Genomic DNA, 21,024 nt, shown 5'->3' on the forward strand with positions numbered 1-21,024 from the left:
CAGTCACCAGCGTGGCCACCACAGCCAAGCTGGTTGCGCTTGCGCGCAACGCGCCATGCCTGGCGCACCAAAAAAAGGGAGCCTTTCGGCTCCCTGGTGACAATTGCTTAGGCCTCGATCTCGATCAAAAGATCGCCGGGGGTCACCCGATCACCCTTGGCCACGTGCACCGCTTTCACCTTACCTGCAATCGGAGCCTGAATCTCGGTTTCCATCTTCATCGCTTCGCTGATCAGCACGGCCTGGCCGGCCTTGACCGTGTCGCCTTCCTTGACCAGCACATCCACGACATTGCCCGGCATGCTGGTGCTGACGTCACCCGGTCCATTGGCCTGCTTGCGCTGACCACCGCTGCTGCCACCGACGAAGTTGTTCAACGGCTCGAAGACCACCTCTTCCGGCATGCCGTCGATGGAGAGGAAGAAATGTCGCTTGCCCTCGCCTTTGACGCCTACACCAGTGATATCGACGCGGTAGGTCTCGCCGTGGACGTCGATGACGAACTCGGTGGGCACGCCTTCGCCGCTGGCCGCAGTCGCCGTGCTGCCGTCGGGAATCGGTAGCAGTACCTCCGGTTGCAGGGTGCCGGCCTCGCGTTCCTCGAGGAACTTGCGCCCGATGTCGGGGAACATGGCGTAGGTCAGCACGTCTTCTTCGCTAAGAGCCAGCGCACCGATTTCCTGGCGCAGCTTGTCCAGTTCCGGCTTGATCAGGTCGGCCGGGCGCACCTCGATGATTTCCTCGCCGCCGATGGCCTGGCGCTGCAGTTTGGTGTCGATGGCGCCCGGCGCCTTGCCGTAGCGGCCCTGCAGGTAGAGTTTCACCTCGTTAGTGATGGTCTTGTAGCGCTCGCCCGCCAGTACGTTGAAGAACGCCTGGGTACCGACAATCTGCGAGGTCGGGGTTACCAGCGGCGGATAGCCCAGATCCTTGCGCACGCGCGGGATTTCGGCGAGCACTTCGTTCATGCGGTTGAGAGCACCCTGTTCCTTGAGCTGGTTGGCCAGGTTGGAAATCATCCCGCCCGGAACCTGATTGACCTGCACGCGGGTATCGACCCCGGTGAATTCGCTCTCAAACTGGTGGTACTTCTTGCGCACCGCATGGAAGTACAGGCCGATCTCCTGGATCAGTTCCAAGTCGAGACCAGTGTCATAGGGCGTGCCGCGCAGCGCGGCAACCATGGACTCGGTGCCCGGGTGGCTGGTGCCCCAAGCCATGGAAGAAATCGCCGTGTCGATGTGATCGGCGCCGTTCTCGATGGCCTTGAGCTGACACATGCTGGCCACACCGGCGGTGTCATGGGAGTGGATGAACACCGGCAGGTCGATTTCGGCTTTCAGCGCGCGCACCAGATCGCCGGTGGCAAACGGGGTGAGCAGACCCGCCATGTCCTTGATCGCGATGGAGTCAACGCCCATGTCGCGCATCGCCCGGCCTTGCTCGACGAACAGCTCGACGGTGTGAACGGGGCTCGTGGTGTAGGCGATGGTGCCCTGGGCATGCTTGCCGGTCTTCTTCACCGCTCGGATGGCGGTTTCGAGGTTACGCACATCATTCATTGCATCGAAGATACGAAACACGTCGATGCCGTTGTCTGCGGCCTTGGCACAGAAGGCCTCGACCACATCGTCGGCGTAGTGCCGGTAGCCGAGCAGATTCTGCCCGCGCAGCAGCATCTGCAGGCGCGTGTTGGGCAGCGCCGCCTTGAGCTGGCGCAAGCGCTCCCAAGGGTCTTCCTTGAGGAAGCGCACGCAGGCGTCGAACGTCGCGCCGCCCCAGACTTCCAGCGACCAGTAACCGACGCGGTCGAGCTTGTCGCAGATCGGCAACATGTCTTCGGTGCGCATGCGGGTGGCGATCAGCGACTGGTGGGCGTCACGCAGGATGGTGTCGGTAACGGTGATTTTTTTCTGAGCAGTCATGGGTTCGTTCCTCACAGGCCTGCGTGGGCGGCGATGGCGGCGGCGATGGCCAGGGCCAGTTCGCCCGGCTTGCGTTTGATCGAGTAGTTCAGCAGTTCCGGATGGTTATCGACGAAGCTGGTATTGAACTGCCCGCTGCGGAAATCCGGATTTTCGAGAATCTTCTGGTAGTAGCTGGCCGTGGTCTTCACGCCCTGTACGCGCATGTCGTCCAGCGCGCGCGAGCCACGCGCCAGCGCCTCTTCCCAGGTTAGCGCCCAGACGATCAGCTTCAGGCACATGGAGTCGTAGTAGGGCGGAATGGTGTAACCGGTGTAGATCGCCGTGTCGGTGCGCACGCCCGGCCCGCCGGGCGCGTAGTAACGGGTGATCTTGCCGAAGCAGGGCAGGAAGTTGTTGCGCGGCTCTTCGGCGTTGATGCGGAACTGCAGGGCGAAGCCGCGATACTGAATGTCTTCCTGCTTCACCGAGAGCGGCAGGCCAGAGGCGATACGAATCTGCTCACGGACGATGTCGATGCCGGTGATTTCCTCGGTGATGGTGTGTTCCACCTGAACGCGAGTGTTCATCTCCATGAAGTACACCTCGCCATCGGCGAGCAGGAACTCCACGGTGCCGGCATTCTCGTAACCCACGGCCTTGGCCGCGCGCACCGCCAAGTCGCCGATGTAGGCGCGCTGTTCGGGGGTCAGCTGCGGGCTGGGCGCGATCTCGATGAGCTTCTGGTTGCGGCGCTGGATCGAGCAGTCGCGTTCGAACAGATGCACGGTGTTGCCGAAGGAGTCGGCGAGAATCTGCGCCTCGATGTGCTTGGGCTCGACGATGCATTTTTCGAGGAACACATCAGCGGAACCGAAAGCCTTGGTCGCCTCGGAGATGACCCGCGGATAGGCCTGGGCCAGCTCTTCGCGCGAATTGCAGCGGCGAATGCCACGGCCGCCACCACCGGAGGTCGCCTTGAGCATTACGGGATAGCCGATACCATCAGCCGCTGCCAGCGCCTCCTCGACATTCGCGACGTTGCCTTCGGTGCCCGGCGTGACCGGCACACCGGCCTTGATCATGCTGCGCCGCGCTTCGGTCTTGTCGCCCATGCGGCGAATCACTTCGGCGCTCGGGCCGACAAAGCGGATACCACGCTCGGCGCAGATTTCCGCCAGTTCGGCGTTCTCGGACAGAAACCCATAGCCGGGATGGAGGGCATCACAGCCCGTTTCTACTGCCAAGTTCACCAGCTTACGCGGGTTGAGGTAACCGGCAAGCGGGTCGTCGCCAATGAAATGAGCCTCGTCAGCGCGTTTGACATGCAGGGCATGGCGGTCGGGCTCGGCGAACACCGCCACCGAGCGCACGCCCATTTCGGCACAGGCCCGTACGATGCGGACGGCAATTTCACCGCGGTTAGCGATCAGCAGCTTCTTGATCACGCTGTCATTCCCTCGGTCGATGAGCAGAAGGCCGCCGGGTGGGGCCACGTCATGCCTGCACGTCGTGCAGGCCTATAAACCCTACGCCTGCCGGTACGATTACTGAAAATGAATAATAGTTTGACCTTGGATAAGTAATTACTTATACGTCCAGCCAGGGCTGGGATAGAAAGGCTTGAACGGCTGTTTCAATTAAGACAGATGCAGCAGATCACAGACACGAGCGGCGGCAACGATGCGAAAAAGCATGATGCGGATAACCTTGCGCCAGCTGCAGGTGTTCCGGGCGGTATGTGAAAGTCGCTCCTACAGCCGAGCGGCAGAAGAAATGGCGCTGACCCAGCCAGCGGTGAGCTTGCAGATTCGCCAACTCGAGGAGCTGATCGGTCAGCCGCTGTTCGAGTATCTGGGCAAAAAGCTCTATCTGACGGCAGCAGCCGAAGCGCTCCAGCGCGCCAGCACCGACATCTTCGGGCGTCTGGACAGCCTGGACATGCAGCTGTCCGACATGCAGGGCTCGCTACAGGGCCAGCTGAATCTCGCGGTCGAGTCGAGCGCCAAATACATCACGCCGCACCTGTTTGCCGCCTTCAAACGAAAGCATCCGGAGGTCAGCCTGGAGCTGGTCGTGGTCAACCACGCGCAGGCCGTCAAGCGCCTGTCGATCAGCCGTGACGACCTGCTGATCATGTCGCAGGTGCCGACCGATATGGACCTTGAATTCTTGCCGTTCCTGAACAACCCGATCGTGGCGGTCGCACCGACGGATCATCCGTTGAGCCAGGCAGACACGCTGACCCTGCAGGACCTGACCGCCTATCCGCTGCTGATCCGAGAGCCCGGCTCAGGCACCCGCAAGGCGGGTGAGGATTACCTGCGCCAAAAGCGTGCGCATTTTGCTCAGACCATTCAGGTGGCGTCGCTGGATGCCCTGCGTGAAAGCGTCGTGGCGGGGCTTGGCGTGGCGCTGATGCCACGCCATGCAGCCCACCTGGAACTGGCTCATGGCCTGCTGCGAGAGCTGCCGGTCCAGGAGCTCCCGCTGTACCGCAGCTGGTGTGTGGTGCATCCGCGGGGTAAGCGGCTGAGCCCGGTGGCTCAGGCGTTCTTCTCGTTTATCCGTGAAGAACGTGCCCAGATCAGTGCCCTGGCTGCGCGCTTTGATGGCGCACAGGCAAACCCTCGAGCAGCGGGCTGACCATCAATAGATCGGGAAACTCCATCAGTTGAGCATGCAGCTGGCGCTGCTCGTCGTAGCTTTCGATGGCGCGGCGGAAGTGCATGCGGCGCTCGTCCTGTAGTTTGCGGCGGGCACGGGCATCGAGGTTGACGTAGGCTTCACGGTGCTGGGACATGCGCGGTCTCCGGAACGGGTGTCGGGAGAGCCCAGCATCTGAGGCCTGGGTGACGCTATGAGGTCAAACAGATGACGGAGCGATGAACACCGCTCCAGCGGTCGTCGGCCACCTTCAGTCGTCGTGATGCTTTGTCGACTTGGGCGACAGGCGAAGGCTGCGCAAGCTGCGCTTGACGCTCTTGAGGTGGTTGACCAGGCTCGGTCCTCGCGCCATGGCGACGCCCATGGCCAGCACATCAATCACCACCAGATGGGCGATCCGCGAGGTCAGCGGGGTGTAGATCTCAGTGTCTTCCTGAACGTCGATGGCCAGGTTGATCGTGGCCAGCTCGGCCAGCGGGGTCTGGCTCGGGCACAGGGTGATCAGCGTGGCGCCGGACTCGCGCACCACGTTGGCGGTAATCAGCAGATCCTTGGAGCGCCCCGACTGGGAGATACAGATCGCCACGTCGGTGGGCTTCAGCGTCACCGCCGACATCGCCTGCATGTGCGGATCGGAATAAGCCGCCGCGCTGAGCAGCAGGCGGAAGAACTTGTGCTGGGCATCGGTAGCCACTGCGCCGGATGCGCCGAAGCCGTAGAACTCCACTCGTTCAGCCTTCGCCATCGCCGCAACGGCGCGCTCCAGCGCATCGGAGTCAAGCTTCTCGCGCACTTCCATCAAGGTATGCAGAGTGGTGTCGAAAATCTTCAGCGCAAAATCGGAGACCGAATCGTTCTCACTGATGGCGAACTGGCCAAAGCTGGCGCCGGCAGCGAGACTCTGCGCCAGCTTCAACTTGAGATCCTGAAAGCCCAGGCAACCGATGGCGCGGCAGAAGCGCACAATTGTGGGCTCACTGACCCCGACCGTATGAGCCAGATCGGCCATGGAACTGTGCATCACGGCAGCCGGATCGAGGAGCACATGGTCGGCCACCTTGAGCTCCGACTTGCGTAACGAACTTCTCGATTGGGCAATGTGTTGCAGCAGGTTCACGTGGGGGACTCGCTATGATCAAAACTCGGCAAGAATGGTCGAACGCTGCGGGTGTGCTCGCATCCGTCCAGCCGGCTGGGTTGTAGTGGGCTTGTAGTTATACTACAAGCTTCGCAGTATCGCCCACCTATCGAGTCTGTCCACCTTCTAGGAGTGACGCTGTGTCCATTTCCTGCGACATGCTGGTATTTGGCGGTACCGGCGACCTGGCGCTACACAAACTCATCCCTGCGCTGTATTACCTGCATCGCGAGCATCGGCTGCATGCTGATGTCCGCATCCTGGCGATCGCCCGTCAGGACATCGACCGCAACACCTACCTGGCGCTGGCCGAGCGTCACCTCCGAGCGCAAATTGCGCGCACGGACTTCGAGGCTGAGATATGGAAAGCGTTCAGCCAACGCCTCGACTACTTCCCCATGGACGCCACTCAACGGGGTGAATACATCCGCCTTGCGCACCACCTTGGAGAAGCCGAAGGTCGCGTACGGGTGCATTACCTGGCGACCGCGCCCAACCTGTTCGAGCCGATTGCCTCGAACCTCGAAAGCGCGGGGCTTGCCGGAGAAGACGCGCGCATCGTCCTGGAGAAGCCCATCGGCCATTCCCTCGAATCAGCCCTTGAGATCAACGAGGCCATCGGCAACGTCTTCCCGGAGTCGAGGATCTATCGGATCGATCACTACCTGGGCAAGGAAACCGTGCAGAACCTCATGGCGCTGCGCTTTGCCAATGCGCTGTTCGAGCCGATCTGGCGCAGCGGCCACATCGATCATGTGCAGATCACCGTCGCCGAGACCCTTGGCGTGGAGGAGCGCGGTAGCTACTACGACCATGCCGGCGCCATGCGCGACATGCTGCAGAATCACCTGCTGCAGCTGCTCTGCCTGGTGGCGATGGAAGCCCCGGTGCGCTTCGACGCCAAGTCGATACGCGGCGAGAAGGTGAAAATTCTCGAAGCGCTCAAGCCCATCACAGGCAATGACGTGCAAGACAAGACCGTACGGGGCCAATACGCAGGTGGGCGCATCGGCGGTCATGACGTCCAGGCCTACTATTTCGAGAAAGACGTCGATAACGACAGCGACACCGAAACCTTCGTCGCTGTAAAAGCGGAGATCGACAACTGGCGCTGGGCAGGCGTGCCTTTCTACCTTCGTACCGGCAAACGCATGGCGAAAAAGCGCTCGGAGATCATCATCACTTTCAAACAGGTGCCCCACATGCTCTTCACCAAGGGCGAGGTCAACCGCCTGGTGATTCGCCTGCAGCCCGAGGAGAGCATCAGCCTGCAGCTGATGGCCAAGGCACCGGGCAAGGGGATGCAGCTGGAGCCCGTGGAGCTCGACCTGAACCTGGCGCACGCATTCAGCAGCACGCGTCGCTGGGAGGCCTACGAGCGGCTGTTGCTGGACGTGATCGAAGGCGACTCGACCCTGTTCATGCGCCGTGATGAGGTGGAAGCGGCCTGGAACTGGGTCGACCCGATCCTTTGCGGCTGGCAGAGCCATTACCGCAAACCCAGACCTTATCCGGCCGGAACCGACGGTCCCGAGCAAGCACACCAACTGATCGAGCATCAAGGTCGCCAATGGTGGCGCTGAGCCAGCCGAACGACTCCGCGGTCACAGCACCGGCACGAGTTGCAGCACCCGAGCTAGAGCTGTTCTGCGCGAGTAGCTGCAACTAACGCATAGGCGTCTCACAACTACCGTATGAACTTCGCAGTATCGGCATATTGTTGAGCTGAAAGAAAAAATTAACCAAATGCGATGAAGTCGCCATCTCCGCGAAGCGGATCGCCGATATCCAGCCCCGATATCGGCGATTGAACTTGCCACGACAGCCTCGATAATTCAGCCCTTGATCCAGGCGGAACTTCGGCGAGTTCCAACGTCGTTACCCCGCCCGTTATCCACATCGCACCCGGCCTCGCATCAACCCGCGCAAAGCCCCGTTTCATGGGAGCTAAGCCCTGTTTACTGCAGTCCTTGAGGCGCTCTTGCGACGCAACTGAATCAAGTAGCGCAACTACCCCAGCGGAGACGTTTGATTTGACGCTGATATTCGCCGATATATCCGCGCCCAGCCGGCGGGAACATGGCGACCGGCGAGCAAGTTCAACTTTCGCGATAAACGGTGAACTTCGGAGATATCAGCGGCGAATCAATGCCCATGATCGGCGACTTGGGTTGAGATTAATTTTTCGATGTGTTTATTCTAGAAAAGGATTTCAATCAGCAACCCCAAAGGTCTTGTTTTGAGTATTCCTACCGTAACGCTCCGTCGCCCAACCGACGGCGACGGTTATCCCCTTCATGAGCTGGTAGCACGCTGCCAACCTCTGGACACCAATTCGGCGTACTGCAACCTTCTGCAATGCTCCGATTTCGCCGACACCTCCATTGCCGCCACAAACGCGGATGGCCAATTGGTAGGTTTCATTTCCGGTTACTGCCCCCCTGCTCGCCCAGACACCTTGTTCGTCTGGCAAGTCGCCGTCGACGCTTCGATGCGCGGCCAGGGTCTGGCGCTGCGCATGCTGATGGCATTGATCGCACGGGTCGCCAGAGAGCAGGGCGTCGCTAACCTGGAAACCACCATCTCGCCGGACAACGGGGCATCCCAGGCGCTGTTCAAAAAGGCCTTCGCCAAACTTGGCGTCGACTACAGCACCCGCACCTTGTTCTCCCGCGCCGAACATTTTGCCGGCAAGCACGAAGACGAAGTGCTCTACCGCGCCGGCCCGTTCGCCGCACCCAATTCAGAAGAAGAACTAGAGGAAAACGCATGAAAACTTTCGAACTGCACGAATCTGGCGTTCGCAGCTACTGCCGCTCCTTTCCAGTGGTCTTCAAGCAGGCCCGTGGCGCTGAACTCACTACCCGCGAAGGCAAGACGTACATCGACTTCCTCGCCGGTGCCGGCACGCTGAACTACGGCCACAACCATCCAGTGCTCAAGCAGGCGCTGCTTGATTACATCGAGGCCGACGGCATCACGCACGGCCTGGACATGTACTCCGAAGCGAAGGAGACCTTTCTTTCCACCTTCGATCGCCTGATCCTCAAGCCGCGCAACATGGACTACGTCATGCAGTTCACCGGCCCGACCGGCACCAACGCGGTAGAAGCCGCGCTGAAGCTGGCGCGCAAGGTGACCGGCCGCAACAACATCATCAGCTTCACCAACGGCTTCCATGGCTGCAGCATCGGCGCGCTCGCTGCGACCGGCAACAAGCATCACCGTGGCGCCGCCGGCGTTCCGCTGACCGACGTCAGCCGCATGCCCTACGCCAACTATTTCGGCGACAAGGTCAACACCATCGCAATGATGGACAAGTTGCTGACCGACCCATCCAGCGGTGTCGACAAGCCAGCTGCGGTGATCGTTGAAGTGGTCCAGGGCGAAGGCGGTCTGAACGCCGCCTCGGCCGAGTGGGTGCGCAAGCTCGAGAAGCTGTGCCGCAAGCACGAGATGCTGCTGATCATTGACGACATCCAGGCTGGCTGTGGCCGGACTGGCACCTTCTTCAGCTTTGAAGAGATGGGCATCAAGCCGGACATGATCACCCTGTCCAAGTCGCTGTCAGGCTATGGCCTGCCATTCGCCATGGTGCTGCTGCGCAAGGAACTGGACCAGTGGAAGCCGGGCGAGCACAACGGCACTTTCCGTGGTAACAACCACGCGTTCGTCACCGCTGCTGCTGCCATCGAGCACTTCTGGAAAGACGACGAGTTTGCCAACAGCGTCAAGGCGAAGGGCAAGCGCATCGCCGACGGCATGAACAAGATCGTCCGCCGCTACGGCCCTGACTCTTTGTTCGTCAAAGGTCGCGGCATGATGATCGGCATCAGCTGCCCGGACGGCGACACCGCCGCCGCCATCTGCCGTCACGCCTTCGAAAACGGCCTGGTCGTTGAAACCAGCGGCGCTCACAGCGAAGTGGTCAAGTGTCTCTGCCCGCTGATCATCAGCGAAGAGCAGATCGACAAGGCCATGAGCATTCTGGACAAGGCGTTCGCCGCCGTGATGTCCGATCAAGCCGCCACTCAGGCCTCTTAAGGAGAATCAGATGATCGTACGTACCCTGGCCGAATGCGAGCAGTCCAACCGCAAAATCAAGACCGACACTTGGGACAGCACCCGGATGCTGCTCAAGGACGACAAGATGGGCTTCTCGTTTCACATCACCACCATCTACGCCAACACCGAGACGCACATCCACTACCAGAACCATCTGGAATCGGTGTACTGCATGAGCGGCAACGGTGAGATCGAAACCATCGCAGACGGCAAGATCTACAAGATCGAGGCCGGCACGCTGTACATCCTCGATAAGCACGACGAGCACCTGCTCCGTGGCGGCAGCGAGGACATGAAGATGGCCTGCGTGTTCAACCCGCCGCTCAACGGCAAAGAAGTGCATGACGAAAGCGGTGTGTATCCGCTTGAAGCCGAAACCGTAGTCTGATGCGACTCCGCAGGGCGGCTGCACCCCGCCCTGCGACACCCGATTCAAGGAGAGTTTAAAGTGAACCCCGTGCAAGCCGACCTGTACCCTTCGCGCCAGCACGACGAACCCAGCTGGCAAGAGCGTCTGGACCCGGTCGTCTACCGCAATGACCTGGCTAACGCCCCAATTCCTCCGGACCAGATCGAACGCTTCGAGCGTGACGGTTACCTGGTCATCCCCAATCTGTTCAGCGCCGAGGAAGTCGCGGTATTCCGCGAAGAGCTCGACCGCATGCGCCAGGATCCGGCCGTTGCCGAATCCGGCAAGACCATCAAGGAACCCGATAGCGGCGCGATCCGCTCGGTGTTTGCCATCCACGCCGATAACCCGCTGTTCGCCCGTGTCGCCTGTGACGAGCGCATTGCTGCTATCGCCAGTTTCATACTCGGCGGTGACATCTATGTGCACCAGTCGCGGATGAACTTCAAACCCGGCTTTACCGGCAAGGAGTTCTACTGGCATTCGGATTTCGAAACCTGGCATGTCGAAGACGGCCTGCCGCGCATGCGCACCCTGAGTTGCTCGATCCTGCTGACCGACAACGAAGCTCACAATGGTCCGTTGATGCTGGTGCCGGGATCGCACAAGCACTACATCCGCTGCGTCGGCGCGACGCCGGAGAACCATTACGAGAAGTCGCTGCGCAAGCAGGAGTTCGGCGTACCCGACCATGACAGCTTGACCCGCTTGGCGGACCGTTACGGCATTGACACGGCCACCGGCCCGGCAGGGAGCGTGGTGTTTTTCGACTGCAACACCATGCACGGCTCCAACAGCAACATCACCCCCAGCGCGCGCAGCAATCTGTTCTATGTCTACAACCATGTAGATAATGCCGCGCAGGCCCCGTTCTGCGGCCTCTCGCCACGCCCGGCCTTTGTCGGTGAGCGCGAGAATTTCGAGCCTCTGCAGATCAAGCCACAACAGTATCTCTGACGTATCCATCAGGCCCGCATACCGGGCCTGATCTTTGTTGGCGGCCGAGAGGCGGCCCAGGGATGAAAATTCACCCCCAAGACGGGACGATGAATCGATGCATACCGTAGAAAAGATCGGCGGCACATCCATGAGCCGCTTCGAAGAACTGCTCAACAACATCTTTATTGGCCATCGCACAGGCGACGAGCTCTATCAGCGCGTCTTCGTCGTATCGGCCTACAGCGGCATGACCAATCTGCTGCTGGAACACAAGAAGACCGGAGAACCGGGCGTCTACCAGCGCTTCGCCGATGCCCGCAGTGAGGGCGCCTGGCTTGATGCACTGGAAACCGTGCGCACACGCATGCTCGACAAGAATGCCGAGCTGTTTAGCGCGTTCGAGCTGCGCGCTGCCAACCAGTTCATCAACTCGCGCATCGACGATGCCCGCGAGTGCATGAGCAGCCTGCAACGTCTCTGCGCCTATGGCCACTTCCAGCTCGACGAGCACCTGATGAAGGTGCGCGAGATGCTCGCCTCGCTCGGCGAGGCGCACTCAGCCTTCAACTCGGTGCTGGCGCTCAAGCATCGCGGCATCAACGCGAAGATGGTCGACCTCACCGGCTGGCACCGCGACGCACCGCTGCCCTTCGATGAAATGGTGCGCCACAGCTTCGAAGAGGTGGACCTGTCCCGCGAACTGGTAGTTGCCACCGGCTACACGCATTGCAGCGAAGGCCTGATGAACACCTTCGACCGCGGCTACAGCGAGATCACCTTCGCGCAGATTGCTGCTGCCACCGGCGCCCGCGAAGCGATCATCCACAAGGAATTTCACCTCTCCTCCGCCGACCCGAATCTGGTCGGCGCGGACAAGGTGGTCACTATCGGCCGCACCAACTACGACGTGGCCGACCAGCTGTCGAACCTGGGCATGGAGGCGATCCATCCGCGTGCAGCGAAGACCCTGCGACGCGCCGGCATCGAGCTGCGCATCAAGAATGCCTTCGAACCCGAGCACGCCGGCACCCTCATCAGCCAGGACTACAAGAGCGAGCGGCCCTGCGTCGAAATCATCGCCGGGCGCAAGGACGTCTTCGGCATCGAGGTGTTCGATCAGGACATGCTCGGTGATGTCGGCTACGACATCGAGATCAGCAAGCTGCTCAAGCAGCTGCGTCTCTATGTGGTGAACAAGGACTCCGACGCCAACAGCATCACCTACTACGCCTCGGGCTCGCGCAAGCTGATCAACCGCGCCGCGCGGTTGATCGAGGAAAAGTACCCGGCGGCGGAAGTGACCGTGCACAACGTCGCCATCGTCTCGGCGATCGGCTCTGACCTCAAGGTCAAGGGAATCCTCGCGAAGACCGTGGCTGCACTGGCCGGCGCCGGCATCAGCATCCAGGCGGTGCATCAGTCGATCCGCCAGGTCGAGATGCAGTGTGTGGTCAATGAGGAAGACTACGACGACGCCGTCGCAGCCTTGCACCGCGCGCTGATCGAGCCGGAAAACCACGGTGACGTGATCGCCGCGGCGTAACCACTCCGCAACACCGACCGCCGGATCTGGCTCGCGCTAGCTCCGGCGGTTTGCCGTCTGCCATTCGCTGGCCGATTCGGACAGCTTGCGGCGCCGATACCAGCCGGCGAAGAACACCAGCGCCAGGATCAGCTCGGCCAGGTCGCCGCCGTAGTACATCAGCTGCGCCGCCGCTTCGATCTCGGCCAGTTCAAGGCCCGCGTCTCGGGGAAATCCATAGGCATACATCAACTTGCCGAGCACTGCGTGAGCGGCGATAGCGGCGAACAGTACGAGCAACCGCAAACGCATCCCCGGCCGATGGGGCGCCGGATCCGGGCCGGCAATGGACCAGCTGAACAGGTAGCCGGCAAGCACGAAGTGCAGGTGCAGCCAGATGTGCAGCGAGGGCTCACTGAAGCTCAGCTGAAACAGCGGCGTAAGGTAGAGCAGGTACAGCGCACCGATATCCAGAAGCAACGCAGTGACAGGGTGGCTCAGGCAGCGCACCGGCACGGTCGCCGCGAAATCGGTGATGCGCCGTGCGGTGGTTACCGGCACGCTGCGCAGCAACAGGGTGCCCGGCGCCCCTAGCATCAGGGCGATGGGGGCGAACATGCCGAGCAACAGGTGCTGCGCCATGTGCCCACGCAGATCCGAGTGCCCCCACTCGACCATCGGCGGCGAGAAGGCCACCACTAACAACCCGCACCCCAGGCTGAAACTGACCAACCGCCAGCAATGCCAGACCTTGCGACGCCTGCGCTGTGCACGGACGCCCAGCACATAGGCAAACCATAGGCCTTGCGTCACCAGCACCAGCATGAAGGTCCCGGCGAGAGTCAACAGATGAGCGTCATGACTCACAGGCCGCTCACCCCGCGCTGCCGCAGCCTGGCGCCGGCTCTACGCCAGATAAAGAACCCAACCGCCAGCAGCAATACGCCGAAGCCGTTCCAGGCCAGGTCGTATGGCCAGAGATTGTCGACGTAGCGCACCTGGTGCAAGCGCAGCACCTTGTGATCGACAATGCCGTCGAACAGCTGGAAGCCTCCGGCTCCGAACAACAGGCCCGCCCAGGCGTGCCAGCGCGATACCGCTTGATGACGACTCAGCCGAACGAACAGGTAAAACCCGGCCGCCAGCATCAGCAGCTCAGCCGAGTGCAACAGGCCATCGGACAGGAGCGAGATCGCAGGCGTTGAACGGTCGAAAAAATGGTGCCAGACGAGGATCTGGTGAAACACGATCTCATCGATCGCCGCCATCAGACCAATCCCGAGAAAGCTCGTCGCGGTCAGGCTGCCTCTGGCATCGACAGTGTTAGCGCTCAAGATGGCCTCCGGTGGTAACGGGTTGGCCTGCATCGGAACTCGGTGCGCTCGACTCAAGCCCTGTTTAAAAGTGACTGGGGCCCGCCGCAGGAGTTCGCCATCGAATTGACCTGACGGGGCGAAAAGCGCGGGCCAACTCAGTAGAATCCGCACACTTTTTGTCGGTATACAGAGCCACCGCACCATGACTCACCCTCGCACCGAACTGCTGTCGCCCGCCGGCACCCTGAAATCCATGCGCTACGCTTTTGCCTACGGCGCCGACGCGGTCTATGCCGGGCAGCCGCGCTACAGCCTGCGCGTGCGCAACAACGAGTTCGATCACGCCAATCTGCGTCTGGGCATTGATGAAGCGCACGCCCAGAGCAAGCAGTTCTACGTGGTGGTCAACATCGCGCCACACAACGCCAAGCTGCGCACCTTCATCAAGGACCTGGAGCCGGTGGTGGCGATGGGCCCGGATGCGCTGATCATGTCCGATCCCGGCCTGATCATGCTGGTTCGCCAGCATTTCCCCGAGATGACCATTCACCTTTCAGTCCAGGCCAACGCGGTGAACTGGGCCAGCGTCGAGTTCTGGCGCCAGCAGGGGCTGACCCGCGCGATCCTTTCCCGCGAGTTGTCGCTGGAGGAAATCGGCGAGATCCGTGAAAAGGTGCCGGGCATGGAGCTGGAGGTCTTCGTCCACGGTGCGCTGTGCATGGCCTACTCAGGACGCTGTCTGCTCTCGGGCTACATCAACAAGCGCGACCCCAATCAGGGTTCCTGCACCAACGCCTGCCGCTGGGAGTACAAGGCTCACGAGGGCAAGGAAGACGAGCTGGGCAACATCGTCCAGCAGTACCAGCCGATTCCGCTCCAGCAGCTTGATCAGGGTCGGAACCAGCCCACACTCGGCGCGGGTGCGCCCACCGATCAGGTATTTCTGCTGGAGGACAGCAGCCGTCCCGGCGAGATGATGGAAGCCTTCGAGGACGAGCACGGCACCTACATCATGAACTCTAAGGATCTGCGTGCCGTGCAGCACGTCGAGCGGCTGGTGCAGATGGGCGTGCATTCACTGAAGATCGAAGGTCGGACCAAATCGCACTACTACGTGGCGCGCACCGCACAGGTCTACCGCAAGGCCATCGACGACGCGGTCGCTGGCAGACCTTTCGACAAGTCGCTGATGGACACCCTGGAGTCCCTGGCCCACCGCGGCTATACCGAGGGCTTCCTTCGTCGTCACGTGCATGACGAGTACCAGAACTACGAGCGCGGCTTCTCGCTGTCGGACCGCCAGCAGTTCGTCGGCGAACTGACCGGCGAGCGGCGCAACGGGCTGGCTGAGGTGATCGTCAAGAACCGCTTCGCCGTTGGCGACCGCCTGGAACTGATGACACCTCAGGGCAACCTGAACTTCCGTCTGGACGCGCTGGAGAACAAGCGCGGCGAACGTGCTGAAGTGGCACCCGGCGACGGGCACGTGCTTTACCTGCCAGTCCCGGAAACGGTGGATCTGCGGTATGCACTGGTGATGCGGGAGCTGGACGGCGGCACCACCCGCGGCTAGCCGCCAGCACGGCGCCGGCTCAGGACCCGCTCCGCCGCGTGGCGGGTTCTGCCGCGACAGCCGTAGGGCGGGCTTCAGCCCTCCAGCAATTGGTGTGGCGCAGAGCAAGCGGTGGGCTGAAGCCCACCCTACAGGCAGCAAAAGCCCAGTCCGCACCATTAAACCAAGAGTTTGACGAACTCCTCAGGCGGCACTGGCCGGCTGATCAGGTAACCCTGCATCTCGTCACAGCCGTGAGCCTTGAGGAAATCCGCCTGTGCCTGGGTTTCGACACCCTCGGCGACAACCTTCAGTTCCAGGCTGTGGACCATGGCGATGATGGCTCGAACGATGGCCGAATCCTCGCCGACCTGATCCAGTTCGGAAATGAAAGACCGGTCTATCTTCACGTAATCCACAGGGAAGCGCTTGAGGTAACTCAGCGAGGAATAGCCGGTACCGAAGTCGTCGATGGCCAGCTTCACGCCCAGCGCGCGCAACTGGCGGCTGATGTTGATGGCATTGTCGATGTCATCGAGCAGCTGGCTTTCGGTCAGTTCCAGCTCGAGCCGGTCGGCTGGCAGCCCGGTCTCCTCCAGCACCTGGCGCACCAAGCTGACGAAATTACCCTGGCGTAACTGCTTGACCGACAGGTTCACCGAAACCCGAATCGCGGCCAGTCCGTCGAGCTGCCATTGACGCGCCTGCCGGCAGGCCTCGCGCAGCACGAACTCGCCGAGCGGGATGATCAGCCCGGTTTCCTCGGCCAATGGAATGAAAAAGCCCGGCGCAATCAGGCCTTTCTGCGGATGCCGCCAGCGCACCAACGCCTCGGCCGCATCCAGGCTGTCTTCCTTCACGCTCAACCGAGGTTGATAGAAGACTTCCAGCTGGCCTTCCTCGACGGCGCGACGCAGCTGGTTTTCCAGCTTGAGATTTTCCAGGCTCGACACCTGCAAGCGCTCGGTGAAGAACTGCAAGGTGTTGCCGCCCAGATGTTTGGCATGCTGCATAGCCATGTTTGCCTGCAACAGCAGCGAGGTCGCCTCCCGTGAGTTGTCAGGCATGAGGCTGACACCAATGGATGCACTGATGACCAGCTCCTGATCGTCGATCTGAATGGGTTTGCTGATGCGCGACAGCAGACGGCTACCGCTGTGCGCCAGGCTGGCCAGGCTGCCGTACCCTTCGAGCACCACCACGAACTCATCACCGGACAAACGGGCAATGGTGTCGGCGTCTGACAGGGTGTGGGACAGACGGCGCGAGACCTCACGCAACAGCTGATCAGCCGCCTCGTGCCCCAGGCTTTCATTCAGCGTCTTGAAACGATCGAGATCGATATAGAGCACCGCGAGCCCACGGTTACTGCAGCGACTTCGCTCACAGGCACTGTGCAGACGTTCCTTGAGCAAGCTGCGATTGGCCAGCCCGGTCAGCTCGTCGAAGTGGGTCAAATAACGCAGACGCTCCTCGACCTGGCGCCTGACGCTGAGGTCGGAAACAAATGCGACCACATTGCAAACGTTGCCTTGCCGGTCGCGCACCACGCGCATCTGCGCCCATTGCGGGTAGACCTCGCCATTCTTGCGGGTTTCGATCAGCTCGCCTTGCCAGCTGCCGTGCTGCGCCAGGCTTTCTCGAATCGCCGCATATTGCTGGCGACTGTCCTCGGAGCTGGCCAGCAGGGCGACGCTTCTGCCGATCAGTTCGGCTCGGCTGAAACCGGACAGGTCGCAGCAAGCCTGATTAACCGCCAGCAGATTGAACTCGGGGTCCATGATCGCCATGCCCTCGCCCGCCGCCTCGAACACCGTCGCGGCCAACCGCAATTGCTCGGCCTGACGATGGCTCTCGCTGATGTCTCGCCGGGTTCCGATCATGCGCAAGGCACGGTCACTGGCATCGCGCTCGGTGACGCGACCACGGTCTTCGATCCATACGAAACTACCGTCGCTCAGCATCGCCCGGTATTGCACGGCATAGCTGTCGGTCTTGCCCTTCAAGTGATCGATCATGTCCTGCCGGACACGCGGGCCATCTTCCGGATGCACCTCAGGACGCTGCTGGTCGACCAGCAGCAGTCGGTCACTCAGGCCTACACCAAAAACCACGTCCATCCTCGAATGGAGGACCTCGCCATTGGCCATGTCCCAATCCCACATGCCCAGCTCGCTGGCTTCCAGCGCCAGGCTCAGGCGTGCCTCGCTTTCATGCAGCGCAGCAGTGCGCTCGATCACGCGCCGCTCCAGCCCATCGAAAGCCTCCCGTAGCCGGCCCTCGGCATGACGGCGTTGCTCGATTTCCCGGCCCAGTTCGCCGTTCAGCTCGATGGCTTGCCCGCGCATGTTTTCCAGCCGCCGGATCAGCAACTGATTGTGCAGACGCTGGGCCAGGCTGGCCGTAACCACTCGGTTCATTTGCCAGGCGATCATACTCAGCGTGAGCAACACGATCGCCGCCAGCACACCCCATCCCTGCAGTTGGGGCTCACCGCTGCCCAGCAGCACAACCGCTGCGGGAAGCAGCCCTGGGATGGCAAACGCGCCGAACGCCCGGAGCGACACACCGCAGGCCACGCACCCGGCAAAGAACACCGAGGCAAGCGAGCCGAGCAGTATCGTCTGCTGTAAAAACGGCCCGTCCAGCGCCAGCTCGATGATGGCGTAGTCCAGCGTCACCGCACTGGCGACACTGGCTAGTAGAAAGGTTCGATACCAGCGAGGATGCTGCTGCTCCTCTGCGCTGGCTTTGGCAAAGCGGCGCGTCTGCTGCAGCCGCAGCAGGGCGAGCGCAAAAGTCACACCCGACCAGATCGCCGTTTGCAGCTTCGGCCCTTCCGCCCAGAGCACGACGGGAAACACCAGGCTGGTGATGATCATCAGAAGCAGCGCGAGTCGTGAGCCCTCATAGAGCAGCCGCGTGCGCTCGGCCCGCTGGTCGCTCTCTGCAAGATTGAAAGCGGCGTGGTCCTCCATGGCCATTGACGCCGACGGATTAGCTTGTGCGGATTCGATCATCGGGCTGTTCTTGTAATGGATGTCTGGAGCATTAAGCGTGCATTGAGGTACGCCCCGATAATGGCACGATGCTAGCGCCCGGTCATCGTCTGTCCGACCAAAGACCATATTGACGATACGCAGGTATGGATCAGCTGGATATTTACAGGCTCTGTGATCCAGGGCCGGCCCGGCCCATGGCGCTGTCTCGGCTGCAACAGACAAGCCCGCACTCTGCCGTTGACCCGCTAGCACCCCATCCGTTGCACGAGCGGGTCAGTCGGATTTCCGGCTAGAATGGCGCCCATGCATGACGATCTCTCTCTTCTCCTGAACTCCCTCAACGATGCCCAGCGCCAGGCCGTAGCCGCGCCGCTGGGTCGTCAATTGGTCCTCGCCGGTGCCGGCTCGGGCAAGACCCGCGTGCTGGTGCACCGTATCGCCTGGCTGCACCAGATCGAGCGCGCATCTTTGCACTCGATTCTTTCAGTAACCTTTACCAACAAGGCCGCCGCCGAGATGCGCCAGCGCATCGAACAGCTGATGAAGGTCAACCCGCAAGGCATGTGGGTCGGGACCTTCCACGGCCTGGCCCACCGCCTGCTGCGCGCGCACTGGCAGGAAGCGAAGCTGGCGCAGAATTTCCAGATCCTAGACTCCGACGATCAGCAACGGCTGGTCAAGCGGGTGATCCGCGAACTCGGCCTCGATGAGCAGCGCTGGCCGGCGCGCCAGGCGCAATGGTGGATCAACGGGCAGAAGGACGAAGGCCTGCGGCCCAAAAACATCCAGCCCAGCGGCGACCTATTCCTCGCGACCATGCTGAGCATCTACCAGGCCTATGAAGAAGCCTGCGCCCGCGCCGGTGTCATCGATTTTTCCGAGCTGCTGTTGCGCGCGCTGGACCTGTGGCGCGATAACCCAGGCCTGCTGGATCACTACCAGCGCCGCTTCCGGCATATTCTGGTGGACGAGTTCCAGGACACCAACGCCGTGCAGTACGCCTGGCTGCGCCTGCTGGCCAAAGGCGGCGACAGTTTGATGGTGGTGGGCGACGACGACCAGTCGATCTACGGCTGGCGCGGCGCTCGGGTGGAGAACCTCCACCAGTTCAGCGAAGACTTCCAGGACGCTGTAACAATCCGCCTCGAGCAGAACTACCGCTCCACCGCCTGCATCCTCAAGGCGGCCAACGCCCTGATCGCCAACAACCAGGGCCGTCTCGGCAAGGAACTGTGGACCGACGGCTGCGAGGGCGAGCCGATCAGCCTCTACGCCGCCTTTAATGAACACGACGAAGCGCGCTACGTCGTCGAGAGCATCGAGAAAGCAATCCGCGAAGGCATGAGCCGCAGCGAGATCGCCATCCTCTATCGCTCCAACGCCCAGTCACGGGTCCTCGAAGAAGCCCTGCTGCGCGAACGCATTCCCTACCGGATCTACGGTGGCCAGCGCTTCTTCGAACGTGCCGAGATCAAGAACGCCATGGCCTACCTGCGCCTGATCCAGGCGCGGGACAACGACGCGGCACTGGAACGGGTAATCAACGTGCCGGCACGCGGAATCGGCGAGAAAACCGTCGAAGCCCTGCGCCAGCTGGCGCGCCAGCAGGAAACTTCGATGTGGGCCGCGCTGCACCAAGCAGTCGGCACCAAGGTGGTGTCGGGCCGTGCAGCGAGTGCACTGAACGGCTTTGTCGAGTTGATCGACGGTCTCGCCCTGAAAGTCGAGGGCATGCAGCTGCACAACATGGCGCAGCTGGTCATCGAGCAGTCCGGACTGCTGGCCTACCATCGTGACGAAAAAGGCGAGAAGGCTCAGGCACGGGTGGAGAACCTCGAAGAACTGGTCTCCGCTGCGCGTGCTTTCGACAATTACAGCGAAGATCAGGAAGACGAGCAGACCCCGCTTGCCGCCTTCCTTGATCACGCCTCGCTGGAGGCCGGCGAGCAGCAGGCAGGCGATCACGAAGACAGCGTGCAGCTGATGACCTTGCACAGCGCCAAGGGCCTGGAGTTTCCGCTGGTGTTCCTGGTCGGCATGGAAGAAGGCCTGTTCCCACACAAGATGAGCCTGGAAGAACCCGGCCGCCTCGAGGAAGAACGCCGCCTGGCCTATGTCGGCATCACCCGCGCCATGCAGCAGCTGATCGTCACCTATGCCGAAACCCGTCGGCTGTATGGCAGCGAGACCTACAACAAGATCTCGCGCTTCATTCGCGAACTGCCGCCCGCGCTGATCAGCGAAGTGCGCTTGAGCAATACCGTCAGCCGCAGCTTCAATACCCGTGGCATGAGTGGCGGCTCGCTGTTCGATGGCGCCAATGTTCCAGACACCCCGTTCAACCTTGGTCAGCGCGTGCGTCATTCGCTGTTCGGCGAGGGCACCATCCTCAACTTCGAAGGCTCCGGAGCGCAGGCCCGGGTGCAGGTGAATTTCGAAGACGAAGGAAGCAAGTGGTTGATGCTCAATTATGCCAAACTGGAACCGCTATGACGTTTACGTCAACCTGT

The 21,024-nt window shown here is 61.5% G+C and carries 16 protein-coding genes; 9 read left to right on the plus strand and 7 right to left on the minus strand.

The window, feature by feature from the left end; genetic code table 11:
• Positions 1-107 precede the first annotated feature (107 nt).
• Both oadA and ACSSNI_RS15410 read right to left on the minus strand, forming a co-directional pair.
• A complete protein-coding gene (oadA, locus tag ACSSNI_RS15405) occupies positions 108-1,925 on the minus strand; it encodes a sodium-extruding oxaloacetate decarboxylase subunit alpha (RefSeq protein WP_200640550.1) in 1,818 nt (605 codons plus the stop codon).
• Positions 1,926-1,936: 11 nt separating this feature from the next.
• Positions 1,937-3,352: an acetyl-CoA carboxylase biotin carboxylase subunit gene (locus ACSSNI_RS15410; protein WP_200640548.1), complete on the minus strand. Its 1,416-nt coding sequence runs from the start codon at positions 3,350-3,352 to the stop codon at positions 1,937-1,939.
• A 235-nt stretch (positions 3,353-3,587) separates the two neighbouring features.
• On the opposite strand from ACSSNI_RS15410, the gene ACSSNI_RS15415 reads away from it, so the two are divergent.
• Positions 3,588-4,550: a LysR family transcriptional regulator gene (locus ACSSNI_RS15415; protein WP_325166603.1), complete on the plus strand. Its 963-nt coding sequence runs from the start codon at positions 3,588-3,590 to the stop codon at positions 4,548-4,550.
• On the opposite strand, the gene ACSSNI_RS15420 is transcribed toward ACSSNI_RS15415, so the two are convergent.
• Positions 4,492-4,707, minus strand: coding sequence for a PA3496 family putative envelope integrity protein (locus ACSSNI_RS15420; protein WP_200640546.1), 216 nt, complete (start codon positions 4,705-4,707; stop codon positions 4,492-4,494). The two genes, ACSSNI_RS15415 and ACSSNI_RS15420, sit on opposite strands and share 59 nt — an antisense overlap.
• A gap of 114 nt (positions 4,708-4,821) precedes the next feature.
• Positions 4,822-5,688, minus strand: coding sequence for a transcriptional regulator HexR (gene hexR / locus ACSSNI_RS15425; RefSeq protein ID WP_200640544.1), 867 nt, complete (start codon positions 5,686-5,688; stop codon positions 4,822-4,824).
• Positions 5,689-5,849: 161 nt separating this feature from the next.
• On the opposite strand from hexR, the gene zwf reads away from it, so the two are divergent.
• The 6 genes from zwf (at position 5,850) to ACSSNI_RS15455 (ending at position 12,665) form a co-directional block, all read left to right on the plus strand.
• Positions 5,850-7,292, plus strand: coding sequence for a glucose-6-phosphate dehydrogenase (gene zwf, locus ACSSNI_RS15430; protein WP_200640542.1), 1,443 nt, complete (start codon positions 5,850-5,852; stop codon positions 7,290-7,292).
• A gap of 656 nt (positions 7,293-7,948) precedes the next feature.
• The gene (gene ectA, locus ACSSNI_RS15435) at positions 7,949-8,482 is read left to right on the plus strand and encodes a diaminobutyrate acetyltransferase (RefSeq protein WP_102837102.1); all 534 of its coding nucleotides are present in this window, start codon (positions 7,949-7,951) and stop codon (positions 8,480-8,482) included.
• Positions 8,479-9,753, plus strand: a complete 1,275-nt coding sequence (gene ectB, locus ACSSNI_RS15440) for a diaminobutyrate--2-oxoglutarate transaminase (RefSeq protein ID WP_102837103.1) — start codon at positions 8,479-8,481, stop codon at positions 9,751-9,753. The genes ectA and ectB overlap by 4 nt, the downstream gene beginning before the upstream one ends.
• 10 nt (positions 9,754-9,763) lie before the next feature.
• The gene (locus tag ACSSNI_RS15445) at positions 9,764-10,162 is read left to right on the plus strand and encodes an ectoine synthase (RefSeq protein WP_102837104.1); all 399 of its coding nucleotides are present in this window, start codon (positions 9,764-9,766) and stop codon (positions 10,160-10,162) included.
• A 69-nt stretch (positions 10,163-10,231) separates the two neighbouring features.
• A complete protein-coding gene (gene thpD, locus ACSSNI_RS15450; protein WP_159969734.1) occupies positions 10,232-11,140 on the plus strand; it encodes an ectoine hydroxylase in 909 nt (302 codons plus the stop codon).
• 97 nt (positions 11,141-11,237) lie between these two features.
• Positions 11,238-12,665, plus strand: a complete 1,428-nt coding sequence (locus ACSSNI_RS15455; RefSeq protein WP_102837105.1) for an aspartate kinase — start codon at positions 11,238-11,240, stop codon at positions 12,663-12,665.
• 36 nt (positions 12,666-12,701) lie between these two features.
• Here the strand turns inward: ACSSNI_RS15455 and ACSSNI_RS15460 are convergent, their stop codons facing one another.
• On the minus strand, positions 12,702-13,511 hold the full coding sequence (locus ACSSNI_RS15460) for a cytochrome c oxidase assembly protein (protein WP_200640540.1): 810 nt from the start codon (positions 13,509-13,511) through the stop codon (positions 12,702-12,704).
• Positions 13,508-13,978, minus strand: coding sequence for a DUF2243 domain-containing protein (locus ACSSNI_RS15465; protein ID WP_200640538.1), 471 nt, complete (start codon positions 13,976-13,978; stop codon positions 13,508-13,510). Before ACSSNI_RS15465 ends, ACSSNI_RS15460 begins: the two co-directional genes overlap by 4 nt.
• Positions 13,979-14,162: 184 nt before the next feature.
• Here ACSSNI_RS15465 and trhP point away from each other — a divergent pair, with 184 nt between their 5' ends.
• Entirely contained in the window at positions 14,163-15,533 is a 1,371-nt protein-coding gene (gene trhP, locus ACSSNI_RS15470; protein ID WP_200640536.1) for a prephenate-dependent tRNA uridine(34) hydroxylase TrhP, read from the plus strand.
• 158 nt (positions 15,534-15,691) lie between these two features.
• Here trhP and ACSSNI_RS15475 read toward each other — a convergent pair whose 3' ends face one another.
• A complete protein-coding gene (locus ACSSNI_RS15475) occupies positions 15,692-18,532 on the minus strand; it encodes a putative bifunctional diguanylate cyclase/phosphodiesterase (RefSeq protein ID WP_448259607.1) in 2,841 nt (946 codons plus the stop codon).
• Positions 18,533-18,817: 285 nt separating this feature from the next.
• Here ACSSNI_RS15475 and uvrD point away from each other — a divergent pair, with 285 nt between their 5' ends.
• Complete coding sequence (gene uvrD / locus ACSSNI_RS15480) at positions 18,818-21,007, plus strand: DNA helicase II (RefSeq protein WP_200640532.1); 2,190 nt, start codon at positions 18,818-18,820, stop codon at positions 21,005-21,007.
• Positions 21,008-21,024: the final 17 nt, after the last annotated feature.

The organism is Stutzerimonas tianxiuensis (assembly GCF_053470365.1).